The organism is Micromonospora desertarenae (assembly GCF_056150265.1).
On the sequence record NZ_JAXCFQ010000006.1, the window covers coordinates 103,958 to 123,354 of the forward strand.

A 19,397-nucleotide genomic window follows, 5' to 3' on the forward strand; every position below is an offset into this window, starting at 1 on the left:
GGCGGCGCAGGCGTGGAGCGGGCCCGGCGACGCCGCCGGGATCCCCGCGTCCCCCGGGGCGGCGCGGCCCACCGGCCGCGGCGTGTGCCGGGGAGGTTTACGGGTAACCCGGCCGGGTGATCGGGAACGCACACCCTGTGCGGTCGGATGGCGCCCGGACGTGTGAACGTCGGCGGATGCCTCGTTGCGGAGAGTGGTCGGGTAATTGTCGGAGTGTCAGTTCATCGAACCGACTAATGCGACAATTCGGAACAACGGCCCGAGGTCGGCGCTCGACTTCGTGACCCGCGAAACGGTTACGCGTTGTAGGAGGTGTGGGGCAGATGACGGCGTTCAACCGCGATCTACCTGCTGTCCCGCAGATCTACGAGCGCTCTCAGCAGGGCATTCGTGACGCTGTGCGGTCCGATCACTACCGTAACGAGGTTGCGCAGCGTCACCGCCGGAGGTCTAGGCTGTCTGCTGTTCCCGATGATCCATCCATTTCTAGTGATCGAGAATTCGACGTGACGAGTGCGTTGACGCTGCCCACGGGCGGCCAGCTGGCGTCGTCCTGGCCGGAGGCGCCCACCGGGTCCCAACCCCTGCCGTTCGAGCTGGACCACCTTCTCGCCCTCCGGGTACCCGGGCTGATCGCCACCCGCCGTCACATCCACTCGCACCCCGAGCTCTCCGGCGAGGAGTTCGAGACCGCCGCGCTGATCGCCCGGGAACTCTCCCTGGCCGGGCTGAACCCGCGGCTGCTGCCCAAGGGCAACGGGGTCATCTGCGACATCGACGGCCGCCCGGACGGTCCGGTGGTCGCGCTGCGCGCCGACATCGACGCGCTGCCGCTGACCGACGTCAAGGACGTGCCGTACCGCTCCACCGTGGACGGGGTCTGCCACGCCTGCGGGCACGACGTGCACACCTCGATCATGCTGGGCGTGGGCATGCTGCTGGCCCAGCTCGCCGACCTCGGCGAGCTGCCCGGCCGGGTCCGGCTGATCTTCCAGCCGGCCGAGGAGATCCTGCCCTGCGGCTCGCTCGAGGTCATCGAGGCCGGCGGCCTGGACGACGTGGTGCAGATCTTCGCGCTGCACTGCGACCCGAACCTGCCGGTCGGGCAGATCGGCCTGCGGGTCGGCCCGATCACCGCGGCCGCCGACAACGTCACCGTCCGGCTGACCGGGCCGGGCGGCCACACCGCGCGGCCGCACCTGACCGTCGACCTGGTCGACGCGCTCGGCCGGCTGATCACCGAGGTGCCCGCGCTGGTGAGCCGCCGGGTGCCGGCCAACAGCGGGTTGCTGCTGGTGTTCGGCCACGCCTCGGCCGGCACCCGGTACAACGTCATCCCGTCCGAGGCGTGCGCGGCCGGCACCCTGCGGGTGATGGACCGCGACACCTGGGAACTCGCCCCCAAGATCGTGGGTCAGGTGATCCGGGACGTCATCGCGCCGACCGGCGCCACCGTCGACCTGGAGTACCTGCGCGGACGCCCGCCGGTGAGCAACGACTCCCGGGCCATCGGAGTGCTGACCGCCGCCACCGCCGCCGCGCTCGGCCCGGAGGGCGTCGCCGAGACCCCGCAGAGCATGGGCGGCGAGGACTTCTCCTGGTACCTGGAGTACGTGCCGGGCGCGCTGGCCCGGCTCGGCGTCGGCCGCTCCGGCCCGAACGTGGACCTGCACCGCGCCTCGTTCGACGTGGACGAGCGGGCCATCCCGGTCGGCGTACGCGTCATGGTGCAGACCGCGCTGCGGGCACTGGCGGCGGCGCGCTGATCGGCGGCGCCGGCTTGCGACGGCGCCGCCGGCGCAGCACCACCAGCAGCACCGTCAGCGGTACGCCGAGCGCGATCAGCCAGGGCAGCAGCGCGCCCAGCACGGTCAGCAGCAGCGTCATCGAGACGAGGAAGACCTTCCAGCCGCCCTCCAGCCCGACCAGGAAACCGGCCTCCGGCTCCTCCTCCGCGGTGGTCGCGTCCGGGCCGACCAGCGACACGGTGATGGTGGACAGCGCGGTGAGGTCGGCGAGCCGGCGCTTCTTCGCCTCCAGCGAGGCGAGATCGGCCTCCCGGCGGGCCAGCTCGTTCTCCAGCGACACCAGGTCGGTGATCGAGGTGGCCCGGGCGAGCAGGCGGCGGGCGTTCTCCACCCGGGCGCGCTGGCTGGTGATCCGGGCGTCGAGGTCGATCGTCTCCTCGGTGACGTCCTCGGTCTTGATGTCCCGGCGCTGCTGGCGGCCCAGCTTCGCGATCTCGTCGACGACCTCGGTGAACTTCGCCGCCGGCACCCGCAGCTCCAGCTCCGCCACCGCGTCGGCCGCCGAGCTGCGCCGCTCGTCACCGCCGACGAAACCGCCGGCCCGGGTGGCCGCGGCCACCGCCTCCCGCGCGGCGGCGTCCACATCGTCCACCTGCACCCGCATCGTTCCGGTGTAGATGATCGCCCGCTGGTCGATCCGCAGGTCCGGCGCGCCGGCGCCGGCCTGCTCCGGCGCCCCCGGACCGGCCTGCTTCTGGTCCGCCGGGGCACCCCCCTCCTGGCCGGCCGGCGCGCCGGCCGCCGAGTCCCGGGCGCTGCCCGAATCGCCGCTCCCGCAACCCGCGAGCGCCAGCAGCGCGACGAGACCCGCCGCGACCAGCGCCGTCCCGCGGCGACGTGCTTCTCGTCCGTCCATCCCCGTCCCTTCCGTCACCGCCCCGCTCCGGGGCGATACCTCAGACGCGACGCGTCGGCACGTCGGTTCCGGCAGACTGCGCTCAGGACGTCACGATTCGATAATCGAGGAGTCACGATGCAGCTCACCAAGTACGCCCACTCCTGCGTACGGCTCGAGCACGACGGGGGAGTGCTGGTCATCGACCCGGGCGGGTTCAGCGAGCCGGTGGCGCTGGACGGGGCGGACGCGGTGCTGATCACCCACGAGCACCCCGACCACGTCAACGTGGAGGCGCTGGTCCGCCAGCTCGACCGGCGGCCGGTGCCCGTGTACGGGCCGTCCTCGCTGGCCCGCACCCTCGGCGAGGCGGCCGAGGCGCTCGAACCGGTCGAGGCGGGCCAGTCGTTCACCGCCGCCGGCGTGGCGGTCCGCGCCTACGGTGGGCGGCACGCCGTGATCCACCCCGACATCCCGGTGGTGGACAACCTGGGGTACCTGGTTAACGACGTGGTCTACCATCCCGGCGACTCGCTGGTCGTCCCCGACGACGTGCAGGTCGACACGCTCTTCGCGCCGATCCACGCGCCCTGGTCGAAGTTCTCCGAAGTGGTCGACTTCATCCGGGCGGTCGCCCCGCGACGCGCCTTCGCCCTGCACGACGCGCTGCTCAACGACAACGGCTACGGCGTACTCGACCGGCAGTACACCGCGCTGTCCAACTGCGAGTACCAGCGGTTGGAGCCGGGTACCAAGATCGACGGCTGAGGCGATGGCCGGCCCCTCCCGCGACCTCGTCCAGCAGCTCTACAGCACGCCGCCCGACCGGTTCGTCGCGGCCCGCGACGCGGCCGCCGCCGAGGCGCGTCAGGCCGGCGACCCGAAGACCGCCCGGGAGATCGCCAAGCTGCGCCGCCCCACCGTGGCCGCCTGGCTGGTCAACCTGCTCGCCCACCGCCGTCCCGAACTGGTCGCCGACCTGGCCCAGCTGGCCGAGGCGCTCCGTTCCGCCCAGCGGGAGCTGCGCGGCTCCCGGCTGCGCGAACTCTCCGCCCAGCGCCGGGCGGTGGTCGGCGCGCTGGTCGGCGAGGTCCGCAAGCTGGCGGCACAGACCGACGGGGCGCCGCCGGCCGGGAAGCTGCCGCTGGCCGAGGTGGAGGCGACGTTGAACGCCGCGCTCTCCGACACCGAGGTGGCCGAGCAGGTCCGCGCCGGCCGGCTGCTGCGGGCGGCCAGCTACGCCGGCTTCGGCGAGGTGCCCCGCCCGCAACTGCGCCTCGTCACCGGCGGGGAGGAGGCGGAACCGGAGCCGCCGCGCCCGGAACGCGGCCGTCCGGACCGGGCCGCCCTCCGAGCGGAGCAGGCCGAGCGGGCCGCCCGGGCGGAGCGGGCGCGGCAGCGCCGGGCGCTGGAGAAGGAGCTGGCGAAGGCGCGTACCGAGCAGGAGCGGGCGGAGGCGGAGCTGGCCGACGCGGCGGCGGCCGAGCGCGACGGCGCCGCCGCCCTGGACGCCGTGGAGGCGGAACTGGCCGAGCTGGAACGCCGGCGGGCGGTGGTCGAGCAGGAGCTGAGCCGGTCCAAGCTGGCCCGCCGCGCGGCCGAACGGTCGCTCACCGCCGCCCGCCGCCGCACCGGCGAGGTGGAGGCGGCGGTGGAGGCGCTGGACGCCGAAGAGGGGGGCTGACGACGCGGACGGGGCACGGCAGACTGGTCCCCGATGAGCGAGCGGAGCGAGCGAATCATCAGGCTCAGCGCGGCGGGGCCTCATGACGGCACGTAGCGCAGCGGAGTGCCGGCATGAGCGGACGGCGGGGAGCGGGCGGATGACGCCGGAACAGGTCGCCGCGGCCAGCAAGCCGATCGTGCTCGAACTCGGCGACGCGTACACCCGGTGCCCGACCACGCTGCGCCGGGCCCGGCTGCTCGGCATCTCCGGCTGGGCGTTCTACATCACCGGTCGGGCCGGCGCGCTCGGCGACGTCCGGGCCGAGACGGTGGCCGCCGCGCTCGGTTTCATCGAGCCCGGCGCGGTGGCCGACGGCTGGGACGGTGCGGCCCGGACCATCCGGCCCTTCGAGGTGGCCCTCGCCAGCCTGGTCGAGTGCTGCCGCTGGGGCGACGAGCGGCTGGCCACGTCCCCCGGCGTGGAGCGTCTCGCCGACCTGCTCGAACGGGCCGTCCTCGCCGCCGACGCCAGCGGCATGCCGCTCTTCGCCGCCTGGCGCGCGGTGACCGTGCCCGGGGGGACCCCGGGCGCCCGCGCCGCCGCCGGGCTGCGCCTGCTCCGGGAGCACTTCGCCGGTGCGCACCTGCTCGCCGTACGGGCCAGCGGGATGAGCCCGCTGGAGGCGGTGCTGGCCGGGCCGGAGGGGGAGGCCGGCGCGGTGGCCTGCGGCTGGCCGCCGCCGTACCCGCCGGTGGGGCCGCTGGTGCGGCGGCGGCTCTGGGCCGAGGCGGTGACCGACCGGCTGACCACCGCCGCGTTCGCGGCGCTCGGCCCGGCCGACGGCACCGAGCTGCTGGAACTGCTCACCGCCACCCGGGCCCACCTGAGCCCCCGGTGAGACCGGGCCCGGCCGGGCCCCCGGTAATTCGGCGGCGCTCCCCGGGCCGGCCTGCCAGGATCACCCCCGTGAATCTCCCCGCCGGATGGACCGCCCGCCGACCCACCCTCGACGACATCCCCGCGATCCTGGCCGTGGTGCACGCCGCCGACACCTTCGCCGTCGGCTACCCCGACTTCGACGCCGACGACGTGCGGGACGCGCTCACCGCACCCTTCGTCGACCCGCAGCGCGACTCCTGGCTGGTCACCGACCCCGAGGGCGCGGTGGTCGGCTGGGCGATCCTGTCGAACCCGACCGGCGTGGGCCGCGAGTTCGTCGAGGTCTACGTCGACCCGGAGCGCGGCGAGGGGGTGCGCGCCCCGCTGCTCGCCCGGCAGCTCGACCGGATCGCCGAACGGGCCGCCGAGCGGGGCCGGCCGGAGCTGACCGTGCGCACCGCGGTGTTCGCGCCGGAGACGCGCTGGGCGGCCGAGCTGGCCGAGGCCGGGTTCCGTCGCGCCAAGCGGTACGTGCGGATGCGCCGGGAGCTGGCCGACCTGCCCGCCGAGCCGCCGCTGCCGCCGGGCGTGACGGTCCGGCCGCTGCGCGCCGGCGACGAGGCCGACCTGCGGCTGTTCCACCAGATCTACGACACCGCGTTCCGGGACACCCTGGACTACGAACCGGCCGGCTTCGACCGCTGGCGCGAGGCGCTCCGCGCGCACGGGACGCTCTGGGACGAGTGGTTCTTCGCCGAGGTCGACGGGGTGCCCGCGGGGGCGTTGCAGTCCTCCGACCAGGCGCTGGAGCAGGACGAGGGCTTCGTGCGGACGCTGTCGGTGCTGCCCGCGTACCGGCGGCGCGGGGTGGGCGCGGCGCTGCTGTGGCGGGCCTTCACGACGTACGCCGAGAAGGGGCGCAAGTACGCCGGGCTGGGCGTGGACCTGACCAACCCGACCGCCCCGGTGACGCTCTACCGGTCGGTCGGGCTGCGCGAGGTGCGCTGGACGGACATGTACCAGCGGGTCGTACCCGCCACCGGTGTGTGATTGACGACCCTGGCCGGGGCCGCCTGGTCGGGCGGTCCCGGCTGGGAGCAGACTGTGGGTCGTGGGATACGCGCGGCTAGGCCGAAGCGGTGCCGGTGGGGCGGGACCGCAGCTCGGTGACGTAGTCGTCCGGGGCGCCCGCCTTCTCGGCGGCGTTCGCGATCTCCGAGAGGTACCACGAGGTGGGCAGGCCGCCCTCGTAGCCGTCGAAGACGTAGATCCACGCGGTGACGTCCCCGTCGAGGGTGGAGACCCGCACGTGCAGCTTGCGGTACGTGCCGGCGGTCACCCCCTCGATCTCGTCGAGCTGGGCGGCGTCGTACGGGTGGATGTCGTAGAGCGCCACGAACACCCGGTCGCCGGGGGACTCGACGACGGTGCTGACCGCGCCCTCCCAGCCGATCACGTCCTCGCCCGCGAAGGTGAGCCGCCAGCCCTCCAGCCAGCCGGTGCCCACCATGGGCGAATGCGGACAGTAGGCACGCATCCGGGCGGGGTCGAGGTTTGAGCCGTAGGCGGCGTAATGACGCACGGCGATGACGATAGCCCGGCCGGCGGGTGGGGGAGAATACGACGGTGCGTGTCGAGCGCGTTCGGGAGAAGAAAGTCACTGTGAGCATCGACGAAGGGCGAGCGCTGTGAGCCGGATCGTGATCATCGGCGGTGGGCCGGCCGGGTACGAGGCGGCGCTGGTCGCCGCCCAGCTGGACGCTGATGTCACCGTGGTGGAGGCCGAGGGCGCCGGCGGGGCGTGCGTGCTGTCCGACTGCGTCCCGTCGAAGACCTTCATCGCCAGCTCCGAGGTGGTGACCGGCTACCGGGACACCGAGGAGTTCGGCGTGCACTCCGACGGGCTGGAGGCGGTCACCGTCGACGCCCGGGCGGTGCACGAGCGGGTCAAGCGGCTCGCCCTGGCCCAGTCCGCCGACATCCACGCCAAGCTGCTCAAGGCCGGGGTGACCTTCGTCGCCGGCAGTGCCCGGCTCGGCGAGGACACGCTCGGTCACACCCACCGGGTGGTCGTCACGCCGGCCGAGGGCGGCGCCGACTACTCGATCGACGCGTCCACGGTGCTGGTCGCCACCGGCGCCACGCCGCGCCAGCTGCCCACCGCCGTACCGGACGGCGAGCGCATTCTGACCTGGCGCCAGGTCTACGACCTGCCCGAGCTGCCCGAGCACCTGATCGTGGTCGGCTCCGGCGTCACCGGCGCCGAGTTCGCCAGCGCCTACCTGGCGATGGGCGTCGAGGTGACCCTGGTCTCCAGCCGCGACCGGGTGATGCCGCACGAGGACGCCGACGCGGCGATGGCCATCGAGCGGGTCTTCCGCAACCGGGGCATGAGCATCCTGAACAACTCCCGCGCCGACGCGGTCCGCCGGACCGACGACGGCGTCGAGGTCGAGCTCTCCGACGGCCGCAAGGTGTACGGCTCGCACGCGCTGATCGCCGTCGGTTCCATCCCGAACACCGCCAACCTCGGCCTGGCCGAGTACGGCGTCGAGCTGGCCAAGGGCGGCTACGTCACGGTCGACCGGGTCTCCCGCACCAACGTCCCCGGCATCTACGCCGCGGGCGACTGCACCGGCGTGCTGCCGCTGGCCAGCGTCGCGGCCATGCAGGGCCGGATCGCGATGTGGCACGCGCTCGGCGAGGCGGTCCGGCCGCTGCGGCTGCGTACCGTCGCGGCGAACGTCTTCACCGACCCGGAGCTGGCCACCGTCGGCGTCTCCCAGGACGAGGTGGACGCCGGCAAGGTCCCGGCCCGGCAGGTGATGCTGCCGCTCTCCGGCAACGCGCGGGCGAAGATGGCCGACCTGGCCGACGGCTTCGTGAAGCTCTTCTGCCGGCCGGCCAGCGGCCAGGTGATCGGCGGCGTGGTGGTCGCCCCGAAGGCCAGCGAGCTGATCCTGCCGATCACCATGGCGGTGGAGAACAACCTCACCGTCAACGAGCTGGCCCAGACCATCACGATCTACCCGTCGCTGTCCGGCTCGATCACCGAGGCGGCCCGCCAGCTCATGCTGCACGAGCTGGAGTGACCGGCGGTCAGTCCCGGCACTCCAGGCCGACGAGGCCGCGATCGTGCGACGCGGGCCGCAGCGGCAGCCGCTCGGGTCGGGCAGGGCGCTGCCGCCGCGTGCCGAACCAGAGCGCCACGGTGGCGAGCAGGGCCACCTCGGCGAGGATGAGCAGGCGCTCGATCAGGCCGAGCAGGACCCGGTCGCCGGGGTAGGCCGACCAGACCATCACCGCCGCCAGGGCCAGGCTGGCCAGGGCGAACCCGCGTACCCAGCGGCCGGTGGCCGCCGGCAGCCGCCGGGCGAGCAGCCAGCCGCCGACCGGCAGCGCCAGGAAGGCGACCACCGAGGCGTACCGGTGCACGTAGGCGGCGGTGTCCATGGGCAGCCCGGGCTCGTTGGTCGGGACGATCGCCGCGAGCAGCAGCCCGCCGACCCAGGCGGCCAGCAGGATCTCTCCCAGCCGCCCGCCCGCGATCGGACCCGGTCGGGGCCGGCGGTTGTCGGCGGGTGTGACGGCGCGTCGCAGGGCGGGCAGGAGTGCGGCGGTGGCCGCCGCCAGCACCACCATGGCCACGTCGATCACGCCGCCCCGGTCGGAGACGGCGTAGTCGCTGACGGTCAGCGACCAGGGATCCAGGTCCTCGTTGACCTCGAGATGACCGATCACGGCGAGCAGCGCCGCCAGGGCGATGCCGCCGAGGGCCAGCAGGCCGCTGTTCCGGGTTCCAGGCATGCCTCAGCCTGCCGCCGTGGGCGCCTCAGGCGGATCCGGGACGACCACCGAGATCGATCCCGGGGGCGACCCCTAGAGGTCACGCCACGTTGAGGTGGATGTTCCCGATCCTGGCGACCACGTCGAGGTGACCACCGAGGCCCGTGACGTACGCCCGCAACGTGTCGAGGTTGGTGTGTTCCCCGTTCTCGATCTGGCTGATCCGTGCCTGGGAGAGACCTGCCGCCTCGGCCAACTGGCTCTGGGTCATGCCCAGTTGGCGGCGGATCTCCGCCAGCTGGGCGCCGCTCACCGAGGCCAGCATCTGCTCGCGCATCCGGCCGCGCCGGGCCACCCGGTCGGGCTGCTCCCAGGTCGGGTCCAGCTCGCGTGCCCGGGCCTTGACGTCCCGCCAGTCCGATCCGCTGGTCATCGCTCCACCTCGGGATGCAGCCTGACGTCCCACACCCGGTCAATATAAGCCGAGCTTATACCGGTGCGGCCCGAGACACGCTCAGTCGGCGGTCGCCTCGGCCGGGGTGGGGGACTGCTGGCGGGCGCTGAGCAGGGTCATCGCCCAACCGGCGGCGGCGAACCCGAGCGCCGCCACCCCGGCGACCACGGCCAGCCGCCAGGCCGACCCGGTCAGCGCGGTGCCGCCCAGGTGCCCGACCAGCGCCCCGTACGACGCCCAGGCCAGTGCGGCCAGCGTCTCGTAGAGCAGGAAGAGGCGGTACGGGTACCGGCTGCGCCCGGCGGAGAAGCAGGCCGCCATCCGCCCGCCGGGCACGAACCGGCAGAGCAGGATCACCAGCGGGCCGGGGCGGCGCAGTCCCCGGGTGACCCGGCCGGCGACCCGCCGGGCCCGGCCCGGTCGGCCGGGACGGGGCGGTCGGTGGTCGGGCGCGCTCCGGCCGAGCAGGTAGCAGACCAGGTCGCCGGCGAAGACGCCGAGCGCGCCGACGGCGATGGTCAGCGGCAGGTTCAGCCCGCCGTACACGGTGAGCGCGCCGCTGGTGATCATGACGACCTGGGTGGGGATCACCGGCACGAAGGCGTCCGCGACCAGCAGCCCGAGCAGCACGAGGTACGCCCAGGTCGGTGACGCGACCTCAGTGAGTAGTTCGGGCACGACTGCCACCTCGCCGGACGGGGCCGAATGGGTGTACCGAGCCTGACGCCTCCGCCGGCGTCGTCGGGAACGGCCCTGGCCGGTGGTGACCGCCGACACGGCTGCGCCACCCCGGGTTCAACGACCGGACGCCCGGGCCGTGACGCGTGCGCCGGCGGTCGGCGGATCGGCCGCCGTCGGCGTACCGTTGTCGGCGCGCGGCCCAGGACCGTCGGGTCCCCCGTTTCCGACGGCGGGTCGCCGTGGGCCGCCGGCAGGTCCCGTGCCGGCGGCCCACCACCGCCTCCCGTCCGCCCGGCCGCGCTCCGGGAAATGCGGGTGCGGTCCGCGCCGCGGCCGACGTACCGTCGCGGCATGCGCAGTGCGGTGCTGACCACGACGCCGGGAGACCCCGGCGCGCCGTACTGACCTGACCGTCGACGAGGCCCCGGGGCGATCCGCCCCGGGGCCTCGTGGCGTTCCGGACCGGCTCGCCCGTGGGGCGTACCCGAACCAGGAGCGCGACATGATCGATCACCGCAGGCTCGGCCGGGAGCTGGACCTGTTCGTCTCCGACCCGCTGGCCGGCGCCGGGCTGCCGATCTGGCTGCCGGCCGGCGCCGCCGCCCGGCACGCCGTCGAGGAGTACGTGCGGGAGCTGGAGCGCCGGGCCGGCTACCGGCACGTCTACTCCCCGCCGCTGGGCAAACGGCAGCTCTTCGAGATCTCCGGCCACCTCGACTACTTCGCCGACGACATGTTCCCGCCGATGCGGCTCAGCGCCGACGACGAGTTCGTGCTCCGGCCGGCGCTCTGCCCGCACCACGCCCTGGTCTACCGGGCCCGGGGCCGCTCCTACCGGGAACTGCCGCTGCGCATCGCCGAACTGGGCGGGATGTACCGGGCCGAGCGCTCGGGGGTGCTGGGCGGGCTGTCCCGGGTCCGTGCCATCTCGCTCAACGACGCGCACAACTTCTGTGCCCTGGAGCAGGTGGGCGCGGAGGTCGGTGCCATCCTCGGGCTGATCCGCGCGGCGCACGCGGCGCTCGGCGTACGACCCGCCGGCTACCGGCTGTCGCTGCGCGGGCCGGAGCAGCGCTACGTCGGCGACGACGCGCAGTGGGCGCGCGCCGAGGAACTGCTGCGGGAGGCCCTGGCCGGGGTGGAGTACGCCGAGGCGCCCGGCGACGCCGCCTTCTACGGTCCGAAGATCGATATCCAGATCGTCGACGCCGCCGGCCGGGAGTCGACCCTGTCCACCGTGCAGCTCGACTTCGACAAGCCGGCGAAGTTCGACCTCTGGTACACCGACGCGGACGGGGCGCGGCGCCGGCCGGTGATGGTGCACCGGAGCCTGGTGGGCAGCATGGAGCGGCTCTTCGCGTACCTGATCGAGGTGCACCAGGGCGCGTTCCCGGCCTGGTACGCCCCGGTGCAGCTGGTGGTGCTGCCGGTCGACGACGGGCAGGCCGAGGCGGCGGACCGGTTCGCCGCCGACGCCTTGGCGGCCGGGCTGCGGGCCGAGGTCGACCGCGCCGGCTCGCTGGGCGCCCGGGTACGCGACGCCGCCCGGCGCCGGCTGCCGTACGTCGCGGTGATCGGGCCCCGGGAGGCCGCCGACGGACGGGTCTCGCTGCGGCTGCGCGACGGCCGCGGGCTGGACCCGATGCCCGTCGGCGACGCGCTCGGGCTGGTCGCCGGGGTGGTGGCCGCCCGCTCGGCGGACCTGCTCGGCGTCGGCTGAGCCCGCGCCGAGCAGGTCGCCGGCGTCCCCGGCCCGGTCGGTTCCGACCCGGGCCGGGGCGTCCGGCCGTAGCGTGGCGGTCAGGAGGGGACCGTGGCCCACGCAGCTGTCGCGCACCGCACCGTCGACGTCGACGGGATCGACGTCTTCTACCGGGAGTCCGGGCCGCCGGACGCCCCGGTGGTGCTGCTGCCGCACGGCTACCCGTCGTCGTCGTTCCAGTTCCGCAACCTGCTGCCCGCGCTCGGCGACCGGTGGCGGGCGATCGCACCGGACCTGCCCGGTTTCGGCTACAGCGACACGCCGGACCCGGCCCGGTTCGGGTACACCTTCGACGCCTACGCCGCGCTGCTGCGCCGGTTCACCGAGGTGCTGTCGCTCACCCGCTACGTGATCTACCTCCAGGACTACGGCAGCCAGTTCGGGCTGCGGCTGGCGATGGCCGCGCCGGAGCGGGTCGCCGGCCTGGTCATCCAGAACGGCGACATCTACCCCGACCAGCACGGCCCCAAGTACGAGCCGCTGAAGCGGTTCTGGCGCGACCCCACCGACGAGGGCCGGGCCCGCCTCGCCGAGGCGGTCAGCGAGGCGGGCTTCCGCGGCGAGTTCCTCGGCGAGCTGCCGGACCGGTTGACCGACCGGGTCAGCCCCGACCTGTGGCGGCTGTCCTGGGCCCAGGTGCGGGCCGAACCGGCGCGGCGGGACGCCCTGGTCCGCCTCCTGGCCGACCAGGGCAGCACCGTCGCCTGGTTCCCCCGCCAGCAGGAGTACCTGCGCAGCCACCGGCCGCCGACGCTGATCGTGTGGGGACCGCACGACGGCTACATGCCGGCCGGCGCGGCCCGCGCCTACCTGCGGGACCTGCCCGACGCGGAGCTGCACCTGCTCGACGGCGGGCACTGGCTGCTGGAGACGCACCTCGACGAGGTGGTGCGCCTGCTGCGGGACTTCCTCGACCGGGTCCACCGCTGACCGTCACCGCGCCACCGGCTCGGCATCGACCTCGTCGACCACCGGCTGGGCGAACTGGGCCTGGTACAGCCGGTGGTACGCGCCGCCGGCGGCGAGCAGCTCCTCGTGGGTGCCCTGCTCGACGATCCGGCCGTCCTCCATCATCAGGATCAGGTCGGCGTCCCGGATGGTGGAGAGCCGGTGCGCGATCACGAAGCTGGTCCGGTCCGAGCGCAGCGCGGCCATCGCCCGCTGGAGCAGCACCTCGGTACGGGTGTCGACCGAGCTGGTCGCCTCGTCCAGGATCAGCAGCGACGGCTCGGCGAGGAACGCCCGGGCGATGGTGATCAGCTGTTTCTCGCCGGCGCTGACGTTGCTGCCCTCCTCGTCGATCACCGTGTCGTAGCCGTCCGGCAGGCTGCGGACGAACCGGTCCACGAAGGTGGCCCGGGCGGCGGCCAGGATCTCCTCGTCGGTGGCATCGGGCCGCCCGTAGGCGATGTTGTCCCGGATGGTGCCGCCGAAGAGCCAGGTGTCCTGGAGCACCATCCCGATCCGGCCGCGCAGGTCGTCGCGGCGCATCGTGGTGACGTCCACCCCGTCCAGGGTGATCCGGCCGGCGTCCAGCTCGTAGAAGCGCATGACCAGGTTGACCAGGGTGGTCTTGCCGGCCCCGGTCGGCCCGACGATGGCCACCGTGTGCCCCGGCTCGGCCACCAGCGACAGGTCCTCGATCAGTGGCTTGTCCGGCTCGTACCGGAACGACACGTGCTCGAACTCGACCCGGCCGCGCGGGTCGCGGACCCGGGCCGGCTCGGCCGGGTCCGGGCTCTGCTCCTCGGCGTCGAGCACCGCGAACACCCGCTCGGCCGAGGCCACCCCGGACTGGAGCAGGTTGGCCATCGAGGCGACCTGGGTCAGCGGCTGGGTGAACTGCCGGGAGTACTGGATGAACGCCTGCACGTCGCCGAGGCTCATCGCCCCGGTGGCCACCCGCAGGCCGCCGACCACGGCGATCGCCACGTAGCTGAGGTTCCCGATGAACATCATCGACGGCATGATGATCCCGGAGATGAACTGGGCGCCGAAGCTGGCCTTGAACAGCTCCTCGTTCTTGGCGGCGAAGGCGGCCTCCACCTCCCGCTGGCGGCCGAAGACCTTGACCAGCTCGTGGCCGGTGAACGCCTCCTCGATCTGACCGTTGAGCTGGCCGGTGTGCGTCCACTGGGCGATGAACTGGCGCTGCGACCGCTTGGCGATCCGCTGAGTGACCAGCACCGAGAGCGGCACCGCGACAAGCGCGATCAGGGCCAGCAGCGGCGAGATCCAGAACATCATCGCCAGGACGCCGACCACGGTGAGCAGCGAGGTGAGCAACTGGCTCAGCGTCTGCTGGAGGCTGGTCGAGATGTTGTCGATGTCGTTGGTGACCCGGCTGAGCAGCTCACCGCGCGGTTGCCGGTCGAAGTAGGGCAGTGGCAGCCGGTTGAGCTTCTCCTCCACGTCGGCGCGCAGCCGCTGCACGGTCCGCTGCACGACGCCGGTGAGCAGCCAACCCTGCCACCACATCAGCAGGCTGGCGGCGAGGTAGAGCCCGAGCGCCAGCAGCAGCACCCGGCCCAGCGCCGCGAAGTCGACGCCCACCCCGGGCACCACGTCCATCCGGGCGAGCATGTCGGCGAAGCTGTCGTTGCCGGCCGCCCGGGCGGCGGCCACGGACTGCTCGGCGGTGGTGCCCTCCGGCAGTTGCCGGCCGATCACCCCGGTGAAGATCAGGTCGGTGGCGTGGCCGAGCACCTTCGGGCCGATCACGCTGAGCCCGACGCTGACCACCGCCAGCGCGATGATCGCGGTGAGCTGGAGCCGGTGCGGCCGGAGCCGGCCGAGCAGCCGCCGCGCGGACGGCCCGAAGGTCATCGACCGCTCGGCGGGCATCCCGGCACCCATCCACCCGGGGCCGCGCTGCCCACCGCCGGGCAACCGCTTCGGCGTGGGCCCGTCGGCCGCCGGCTTCTGCGCGGGTACGGCCGCCCGCGCTTCCTGCTGCTCGCTCATGCCGGCACCTCCGCCGTCTGCTGGGAGGCGACGATCTCCGCGTAGGTCGGGCAGGTCTTCAGTAGCTGTTCGTGTCGGCCCACCCCGACCACGCCCCCGTTCTCCAGCACGATGATCTGATCGGCGTCGACGATCGTGGAGACCCGCTGGGCCACGATCACCACGGCGGCGTCGGCGGTGACCGGCCGCAGCGCCGCCCGCAGCCGCGCGTCGGTGCCGAGGTCGAGCGCGGAGAACGAGTCGTCGAAGAGGTAGATCTCCGGCCGGCGGACCAGCGCGCGGGCGATCGCCAGCCGCTGCCGCTGCCCACCGGAGACGTTGGTGCCGCCCTGCGCGATCGGGGCCGCCAGCCCCTCCGGCATCGCGGCCACGAAGTCCCGGGCCTGGGCGATCTCCAGCGCCGCCCACAGTTCCGCGTCGGTGGCGTCCGGGTTGCCGTAGCGCAGGTTGCTCGCCACCGTGCCGGTGAACAGGTACGGCCGCTGCGGCACCAGGCCGATCCGGCGCCACAACTCGTCCGGCGCCAGCTCGCGGACGTCGACCCCGTCGACCAGCACCGCCCCGGCCGTCGCGTCGACCAGTCGGGGGACCAGCGACAGCAGGGTGGTCTTGCCGGCGCCGGTGCTGCCGACGATCGCCGTGGTGGTCCCGGCGGTGACCCGGAAGGAGACGTCCCGCAGCACCGGCTCGGCCGCGCCCGGGTACTGGAACCGCACCCCGCGCAGCTCCAACTCGCCGCGCGTCGGCACCTCGGTCACCGGGGCCGCCGGCGGCAGCACCGACGAGTCGGTGTCCAGCACCTCGACGATGCGCTCCGCGCCGACCGCCGCGCGCGGGACCATCATCAGCATGAAGGTGGCCATCATGACCGCCATCAGGATCTGCATGAGGTACTGGAGGAAGGCGGTCAGCGCGCCCACCTGGATCGCCCCGGCGTCCACCCGCTGCGCGCCGAACCAGAGCACGGCGACGCTGGAGACGTTGAGCACCAGCATCACCACCGGGAAGACCAGCGCCATCAGCCGGCCGGTCTGCAACGCGGTCGCGGTCAGCTCGGCGTTCACGGTGGCGAAGCGGCGCGTCTCGTACGGCTCGCGGACGAACGCCCGGACCACCCGGATGCCGGTGATCTGCTCGCGCAGCACCCGGTTCACCGCGTCGATGCGGGTCTGCATGAGCCGGAAGCCGGGCACCATCCGCCGGGTCACCAGCCCCAGCGTGACGGCGAGCACCGGCACGCTGACCAGCATCAGCCAGGACAGCCCGACGTCCTCGCGCAGCGCCATCACCACGCCGCCGACGCTCATGATCGGTGCGGCCACCAGCATGGTGCAGCTCATCAGCACGAGCATCTGCACCTGCTGGACGTCGTTGGTATTGCGGGTGATCAGCGACGGTGCCCCGAAGCGGGCGACCTCGCGGGCCGAGAACCGGTTGACGTGCGTGAAGACGGCGGCCCGGACGTCCCGGCCGAAGCCCATCGCGGTCCGCGCGCCGAGGTGGACCGCGCCGATCGAGCAGACGATCTGCGCCAGGCTGACCAGCAGCATCCAACCGCCGGTACGCAGGATGTAGTCGGTGTCGCCGCGGGCCACGCCCAGGTCGATGATGTCGGCGTTGAGGCTGGGCAGGTAGAGCGAGGCCATGGTGCCGACGAACTGGAGCAGCACCACCGCGGTCAGCGCCCGGTGGTAGGGGCGCAGGTGGTCGCGGAGCAGTCGGATCAGCACGCCGGGCCTCCCGGCAGGTCGGCGCGGCCCGTCACCGGCGGTTCCTCGGCGCTGCCGATGACCTCCAACAGGAACTCGCGGATCACGGCGGCCTTCGCCGGGTCGGCGTCGACCGAGGTGAGCGGGGGATTGGACTGGATCAGGGTGGTCAGCGACCCCAGCCGCTCCCGCCCCGCGTCGGTGATGGCGAGCCGGATGCTGCGCCGGTCGGTCTCGTCACGCTGCCGCTCGACCAGGCCGTCGCGTTCGAGGGTGTCGATGATGCCGGTCAGGGTGGCCGGCCGGACGAAGCAGCGTTGGGCGACCTCGCCATGCGGCAGCGCACCGTGCTTGGCGAGCGTCATCAGCGTGACCATGCCGGCCTGGGTGAGGTTGAACTTCTCCGCCAGCAGGCGGTTCCACCGCTGGCTGACCACATGGCCGGCGACCACCAGGAGCCGGCCGATCGGAACGTCGTCGAGGGTGACCAGATGCACGAGGACTATGTTAGCCCCCTAATCGTCAGGCACCAAACGAAATAGCGGCGGCCACGCCGACGAAGAAGATCTGCTCCACTGTCCGCGGCCCGAGCGGGGTCGCCGGCCGGCCCCCCAGGGTCAGCCCACGCCGCACCGCCGAGACGTTCGCCGGGAACATGGCCAGCATCAGCAGGGCCAGTCCGCCCGCGGCCCAGCGGGCGGTCGCCGGCAGCAGCAGCCCGACCGCGCCCACCAGTTCCAGCACCCCGGTGACCGTCACCAGCAGGTCGGGTCGGGGCAGGGCGGGCGGCACCATCGCGATCATGTCGGCCCGGTAGCCGGGCGCGAAGTGCGCGACACCGGTCACCACGAACATGAGCGCGAGCCCCACCCGCAGCGCGGGATGCCAGCCGTCGAGCGCCCCCAGGCCCAACAGCCCGGCCAGCCGGGCGAGCGCGGTGCCCGACACGAGTGCGATCAGTGGCGCCATCGGTACCTCCCAGGGAACGAATCTTGTCGCCGACAAGATTGCCGGCTACGGTGGCATCTTGTCAATGGAAAGATAGGATCGTCGCATGACCGGCAAACCTGGCTACCATCACGGCGACCTGCGGCGCGCCCTGCTCGCGGCGGCGGTGCAGGCGATCGAGGAGTCCGGCGTCACGGCGCTCAGCCTGCGTGACCTGGCCCGCCGGGCCGGCGTCTCGCACGCCGCGCCGGCACACCACTTCGGCGACAAGGCGGGATTGCTCACCGCGCTCGCCGTCGAGGGCTTCGACCTGCTGGCCGACCGGTTGCACGGCGCCGGCGACGACATGCTGGAGGCCGGTGTGGCGTACGTCGACTTCGCGGTCCGGCACCGCGCCCACTTCGAGGTGATGTTCCGCCCCGAGCTCTACCGGGCCGACGCCGCCGAGGTGCGGGCCGCCAACGCGCGGGCCCGCGCGGCGCTCTACTCGGGAGTGGCGGCGCTGCCGGGCCGGCGGGCGGTCGACCCGGGGCCGGACGCGCTGGCGGCCTGGTCGATCGTGCACGGCTTCGCCACGCTCTGGCTCTCCGGCGCGCTGCCGGCCCGGATCGGCGGCGATCCGCGCGGGGCGGCCCGGACAGTGATCTCCCGCCTCTTCGCCTGGTCTCCGGGCGGACATTGACGTATGTGACGGCCTTACTGTAAACAAGGTGCACCGATGCCTCGAGGAGGTGCCCGATGCGACGGTCCGTCCTGCTCGTGGTGGCCCTGCTCCTCCTGGCCACGGCGGCCCCGCCGGCCGCCGCCGGCCCAGCCCGCTCGCCGGCCGGCACCGCGTCCGGGGCCGGCCCGACGACCCGGGCCGCGACCCCGGTGCAGATCTACGGCGCGTGGCACTGCGGCAACGACTTCTGCACCTGGGGCACGGTCCGCAGCGTCGCCGAGTTCGACGCCCAGAACCGCTGGTTGGTCGACCGGGGCGACGGCCGCCCCTCGGTCAACCTGGTGGTGCTCAGCTTCGTCAACCCGCTGGCACTGCTGCGGCAGACCACCGACCAGGCCACCCTGGACGGGGTGCCGCGGGGGATGACCCCCGAGATCGTCGACTACTTCACCTCGCGGGGCATCCGGGTCATGCTCTCCATCGGCGGGATCACCTACACCGACGACTGGGACGCCGCGCTCGCGGAGAACCCGACGCTGTTCGGCCAGCGCGCCGCCGCGGTGGCCACCCGGCTCGGCGTCGGTATCGAGATCGACTACGAGCAGAACACCGACCCGAACCTCACCGCGCTCCAGGCGTTCATCGACGCCTACCGGGCGGTGCACCCGTACGACGCCACCGGCGCCCGGCCGCAGGCCCGGCTCACCATCGACGTGGCGGCCGGTGACCGCTGGCTGATCGCGCTGAACCGCAAGGCGACCGCCGACTGGCTGCGCACCGACCGGCCGGTGCTCGACTACGCCAACGCGATGGTGACCGCCCGGCCCGCCTCGGCGAGCAGCGCGCAGGCCAACTGGCAGGAACACGTCGACGGCAAGCCGCAGTACAGCCCCCCGGTGCCGCCGCTGGCCCCGGCCAAGTTCACCGGCGGCATCTACATCGCCTACGGCGGCCGGCCGCTGCCCGAGTGCGTGGACTGGGCCACGTCGGTCCAGCGGGCCACCGCCCCGTACGTGCAGACGGTCGCCCCGAACGGCGCGGGCGCGACCGCCGGCATGCTCGGCTTCATGTTCTGGGCCGCCGAACGCCCCGCCACCCGGGGGATCGGCACGGTGCCGCCGTACACCTGCGAGGGCGGCGTCGGTGCCGGCGCCACCGCGCTGGACGTCCCGGTGCCGATGCCGCCGCTGCGGCAGAGCTGATCGGTACGGCGCCCGGGCCGGACGCCGTACCGACCGGCC

19 protein-coding genes are annotated in these 19,397 nt (G+C 73.6%); 10 read left to right on the forward strand and 9 right to left on the reverse strand.

Annotation, left to right across the window (positions count from 1 at the left end):
- The first annotated feature begins 506 nt into the window (after positions 1-506).
- Positions 507-1,766, forward strand: coding sequence for an amidohydrolase (locus tag SM577_RS14700; protein ID WP_302918280.1), 1,260 nt, complete (start codon positions 507-509; stop codon positions 1,764-1,766).
- On the opposite strand, the gene SM577_RS14705 is transcribed toward SM577_RS14700, so the two are convergent.
- The gene (locus SM577_RS14705; protein WP_302918279.1) at positions 1,723-2,664 is read right to left on the reverse strand and encodes a DUF4349 domain-containing protein; all 942 of its coding nucleotides are present in this window, start codon (positions 2,662-2,664) and stop codon (positions 1,723-1,725) included. The two genes, SM577_RS14700 and SM577_RS14705, sit on opposite strands and share 44 nt — an antisense overlap.
- A gap of 117 nt (positions 2,665-2,781) precedes the next feature.
- Between SM577_RS14705 and SM577_RS14710 the strand changes: the two genes are divergently transcribed.
- The 4 genes from SM577_RS14710 (at position 2,782) to SM577_RS14725 (ending at position 6,238) form a co-directional block, all read left to right on the forward strand.
- The gene (locus tag SM577_RS14710; protein WP_302918278.1) at positions 2,782-3,411 is read left to right on the forward strand and encodes an MBL fold metallo-hydrolase; all 630 of its coding nucleotides are present in this window, start codon (positions 2,782-2,784) and stop codon (positions 3,409-3,411) included.
- Between the two features lie 4 nt (positions 3,412-3,415).
- The gene (locus tag SM577_RS14715; protein WP_302918277.1) at positions 3,416-4,327 is read left to right on the forward strand and encodes a hypothetical protein; all 912 of its coding nucleotides are present in this window, start codon (positions 3,416-3,418) and stop codon (positions 4,325-4,327) included.
- A gap of 139 nt (positions 4,328-4,466) precedes the next feature.
- Complete coding sequence (locus tag SM577_RS14720) at positions 4,467-5,207, forward strand: SCO6745 family protein (RefSeq protein WP_474581121.1); 741 nt, start codon at positions 4,467-4,469, stop codon at positions 5,205-5,207.
- A gap of 68 nt (positions 5,208-5,275) precedes the next feature.
- Positions 5,276-6,238, forward strand: a complete 963-nt coding sequence (locus SM577_RS14725) for a GNAT family N-acetyltransferase (RefSeq protein WP_474581120.1) — start codon at positions 5,276-5,278, stop codon at positions 6,236-6,238.
- Between the two features lie 76 nt (positions 6,239-6,314).
- Here the strand turns inward: SM577_RS14725 and SM577_RS14730 are convergent, their stop codons facing one another.
- Positions 6,315-6,770, reverse strand: coding sequence for a gamma-glutamylcyclotransferase (locus tag SM577_RS14730; RefSeq protein WP_302918274.1), 456 nt, complete (start codon positions 6,768-6,770; stop codon positions 6,315-6,317).
- Positions 6,771-6,876: 106 nt separating this feature from the next.
- Between SM577_RS14730 and SM577_RS14735 the strand changes: the two genes are divergently transcribed.
- Positions 6,877-8,280 carry an NAD(P)H-quinone dehydrogenase gene (locus SM577_RS14735; protein ID WP_474587112.1) on the forward strand — a complete coding sequence of 468 codons (1,404 nt, stop codon included), beginning with the start codon at positions 6,877-6,879 and terminating at the stop codon, positions 8,278-8,280.
- Between the two features lie 7 nt (positions 8,281-8,287).
- Here SM577_RS14735 and SM577_RS14740 read toward each other — a convergent pair whose 3' ends face one another.
- The 3 genes from SM577_RS14740 to SM577_RS14750 all read right to left on the reverse strand — a co-directional run bounded on the left by SM577_RS14740 (position 8,288) and on the right by SM577_RS14750 (position 10,106).
- Complete coding sequence (locus SM577_RS14740) at positions 8,288-8,995, reverse strand: DUF998 domain-containing protein (RefSeq protein WP_474587113.1); 708 nt, start codon at positions 8,993-8,995, stop codon at positions 8,288-8,290.
- A 79-nt stretch (positions 8,996-9,074) separates the two neighbouring features.
- On the reverse strand, positions 9,075-9,407 hold the full coding sequence (locus tag SM577_RS14745) for a helix-turn-helix domain-containing protein (protein ID WP_302918271.1): 333 nt from the start codon (positions 9,405-9,407) through the stop codon (positions 9,075-9,077).
- Positions 9,408-9,488: 81 nt separating this feature from the next.
- Positions 9,489-10,106: a DedA family protein gene (locus SM577_RS14750; protein WP_302918269.1), complete on the reverse strand. Its 618-nt coding sequence runs from the start codon at positions 10,104-10,106 to the stop codon at positions 9,489-9,491.
- Positions 10,107-10,515: 409 nt separating this feature from the next.
- Here SM577_RS14750 and thrS point away from each other — a divergent pair, with 409 nt between their 5' ends.
- Positions 10,516-11,829 (forward strand): threonine--tRNA ligase, encoded by a 1,314-nt coding sequence (gene thrS, locus SM577_RS14755; protein ID WP_474587248.1) that lies wholly within the window; start codon positions 10,516-10,518, stop codon positions 11,827-11,829.
- A 93-nt stretch (positions 11,830-11,922) separates the two neighbouring features.
- Entirely contained in the window at positions 11,923-12,801 is an 879-nt protein-coding gene (locus SM577_RS14760) for an alpha/beta fold hydrolase (protein WP_474581117.1), read from the forward strand.
- A gap of 3 nt (positions 12,802-12,804) precedes the next feature.
- On the opposite strand, the gene SM577_RS14765 is transcribed toward SM577_RS14760, so the two are convergent.
- The 4 genes from SM577_RS14765 to SM577_RS14780 are packed head-to-tail and all read right to left on the reverse strand — an operon-like array spanning position 12,805 to position 17,513.
- Entirely contained in the window at positions 12,805-14,835 is a 2,031-nt protein-coding gene (locus SM577_RS14765) for an ABC transporter ATP-binding protein (RefSeq protein WP_474587114.1), read from the reverse strand.
- Positions 14,832-16,565 carry an ABC transporter ATP-binding protein gene (locus SM577_RS14770; protein ID WP_474587115.1) on the reverse strand — a complete coding sequence of 578 codons (1,734 nt, stop codon included), beginning with the start codon at positions 16,563-16,565 and terminating at the stop codon, positions 14,832-14,834. Before SM577_RS14770 ends, SM577_RS14765 begins: the two co-directional genes overlap by 4 nt.
- Positions 16,559-17,041, reverse strand: coding sequence for a MarR family winged helix-turn-helix transcriptional regulator (locus SM577_RS14775; RefSeq protein ID WP_302918265.1), 483 nt, complete (start codon positions 17,039-17,041; stop codon positions 16,559-16,561). The genes SM577_RS14770 and SM577_RS14775 overlap by 7 nt, the downstream gene beginning before the upstream one ends.
- Positions 17,042-17,066: 25 nt before the next feature.
- Positions 17,067-17,513, reverse strand: coding sequence for a DoxX family protein (locus SM577_RS14780; protein ID WP_302918264.1), 447 nt, complete (start codon positions 17,511-17,513; stop codon positions 17,067-17,069).
- An 85-nt stretch (positions 17,514-17,598) separates the two neighbouring features.
- Here SM577_RS14780 and SM577_RS14785 point away from each other — a divergent pair, with 85 nt between their 5' ends.
- Both SM577_RS14785 and SM577_RS14790 read left to right on the forward strand, forming a co-directional pair.
- Positions 17,599-18,174, forward strand: a complete 576-nt coding sequence (locus SM577_RS14785; protein ID WP_302918263.1) for a TetR/AcrR family transcriptional regulator — start codon at positions 17,599-17,601, stop codon at positions 18,172-18,174.
- 56 nt (positions 18,175-18,230) lie between these two features.
- The gene (locus tag SM577_RS14790; protein WP_474587116.1) at positions 18,231-19,358 is read left to right on the forward strand and encodes a glycoside hydrolase family 18 protein; all 1,128 of its coding nucleotides are present in this window, start codon (positions 18,231-18,233) and stop codon (positions 19,356-19,358) included.
- Positions 19,359-19,397 lie beyond the last annotated feature (39 nt).

What these genes read in the sequence shown, in the direction of transcription:
- SM577_RS14705 (WP_302918279.1), bottom strand. Translation starts at nt 2,664, where the DNA reads ATGGACGGACGAGAAGCACGTCGCCGCGGGACGGCGCTGGTCGCGGCG.
- SM577_RS14740 (WP_474587113.1), bottom strand. Translation starts at nt 8,995, where the DNA reads ATGCCTGGAACCCGGAACAGCGGCCTGCTGGCCCTCGGCGGCATCGCC.
- SM577_RS14710 (WP_302918278.1), top strand. Translation starts at nt 2,782, where the DNA reads ATGCAGCTCACCAAGTACGCCCACTCCTGCGTACGGCTCGAGCACGAC.
- SM577_RS14715 (WP_302918277.1), top strand. Translation starts at nt 3,416, where the DNA reads ATGGCCGGCCCCTCCCGCGACCTCGTCCAGCAGCTCTACAGCACGCCG.
- SM577_RS14720 (WP_474581121.1), top strand. Translation starts at nt 4,467, where the DNA reads ATGACGCCGGAACAGGTCGCCGCGGCCAGCAAGCCGATCGTGCTCGAA.
- SM577_RS14765 (WP_474587114.1), bottom strand. Translation starts at nt 14,835, where the DNA reads ATGAGCGAGCAGCAGGAAGCGCGGGCGGCCGTACCCGCGCAGAAGCCG.
- SM577_RS14790 (WP_474587116.1), top strand. Translation starts at nt 18,231, where the DNA reads ATGCGACGGTCCGTCCTGCTCGTGGTGGCCCTGCTCCTCCTGGCCACG.
- SM577_RS14785 (WP_302918263.1), top strand. Translation starts at nt 17,599, where the DNA reads ATGACCGGCAAACCTGGCTACCATCACGGCGACCTGCGGCGCGCCCTG.
- SM577_RS14780 (WP_302918264.1), bottom strand. Translation starts at nt 17,513, where the DNA reads ATGGCGCCACTGATCGCACTCGTGTCGGGCACCGCGCTCGCCCGGCTG.
- SM577_RS14745 (WP_302918271.1), bottom strand. Translation starts at nt 9,407, where the DNA reads ATGACCAGCGGATCGGACTGGCGGGACGTCAAGGCCCGGGCACGCGAG.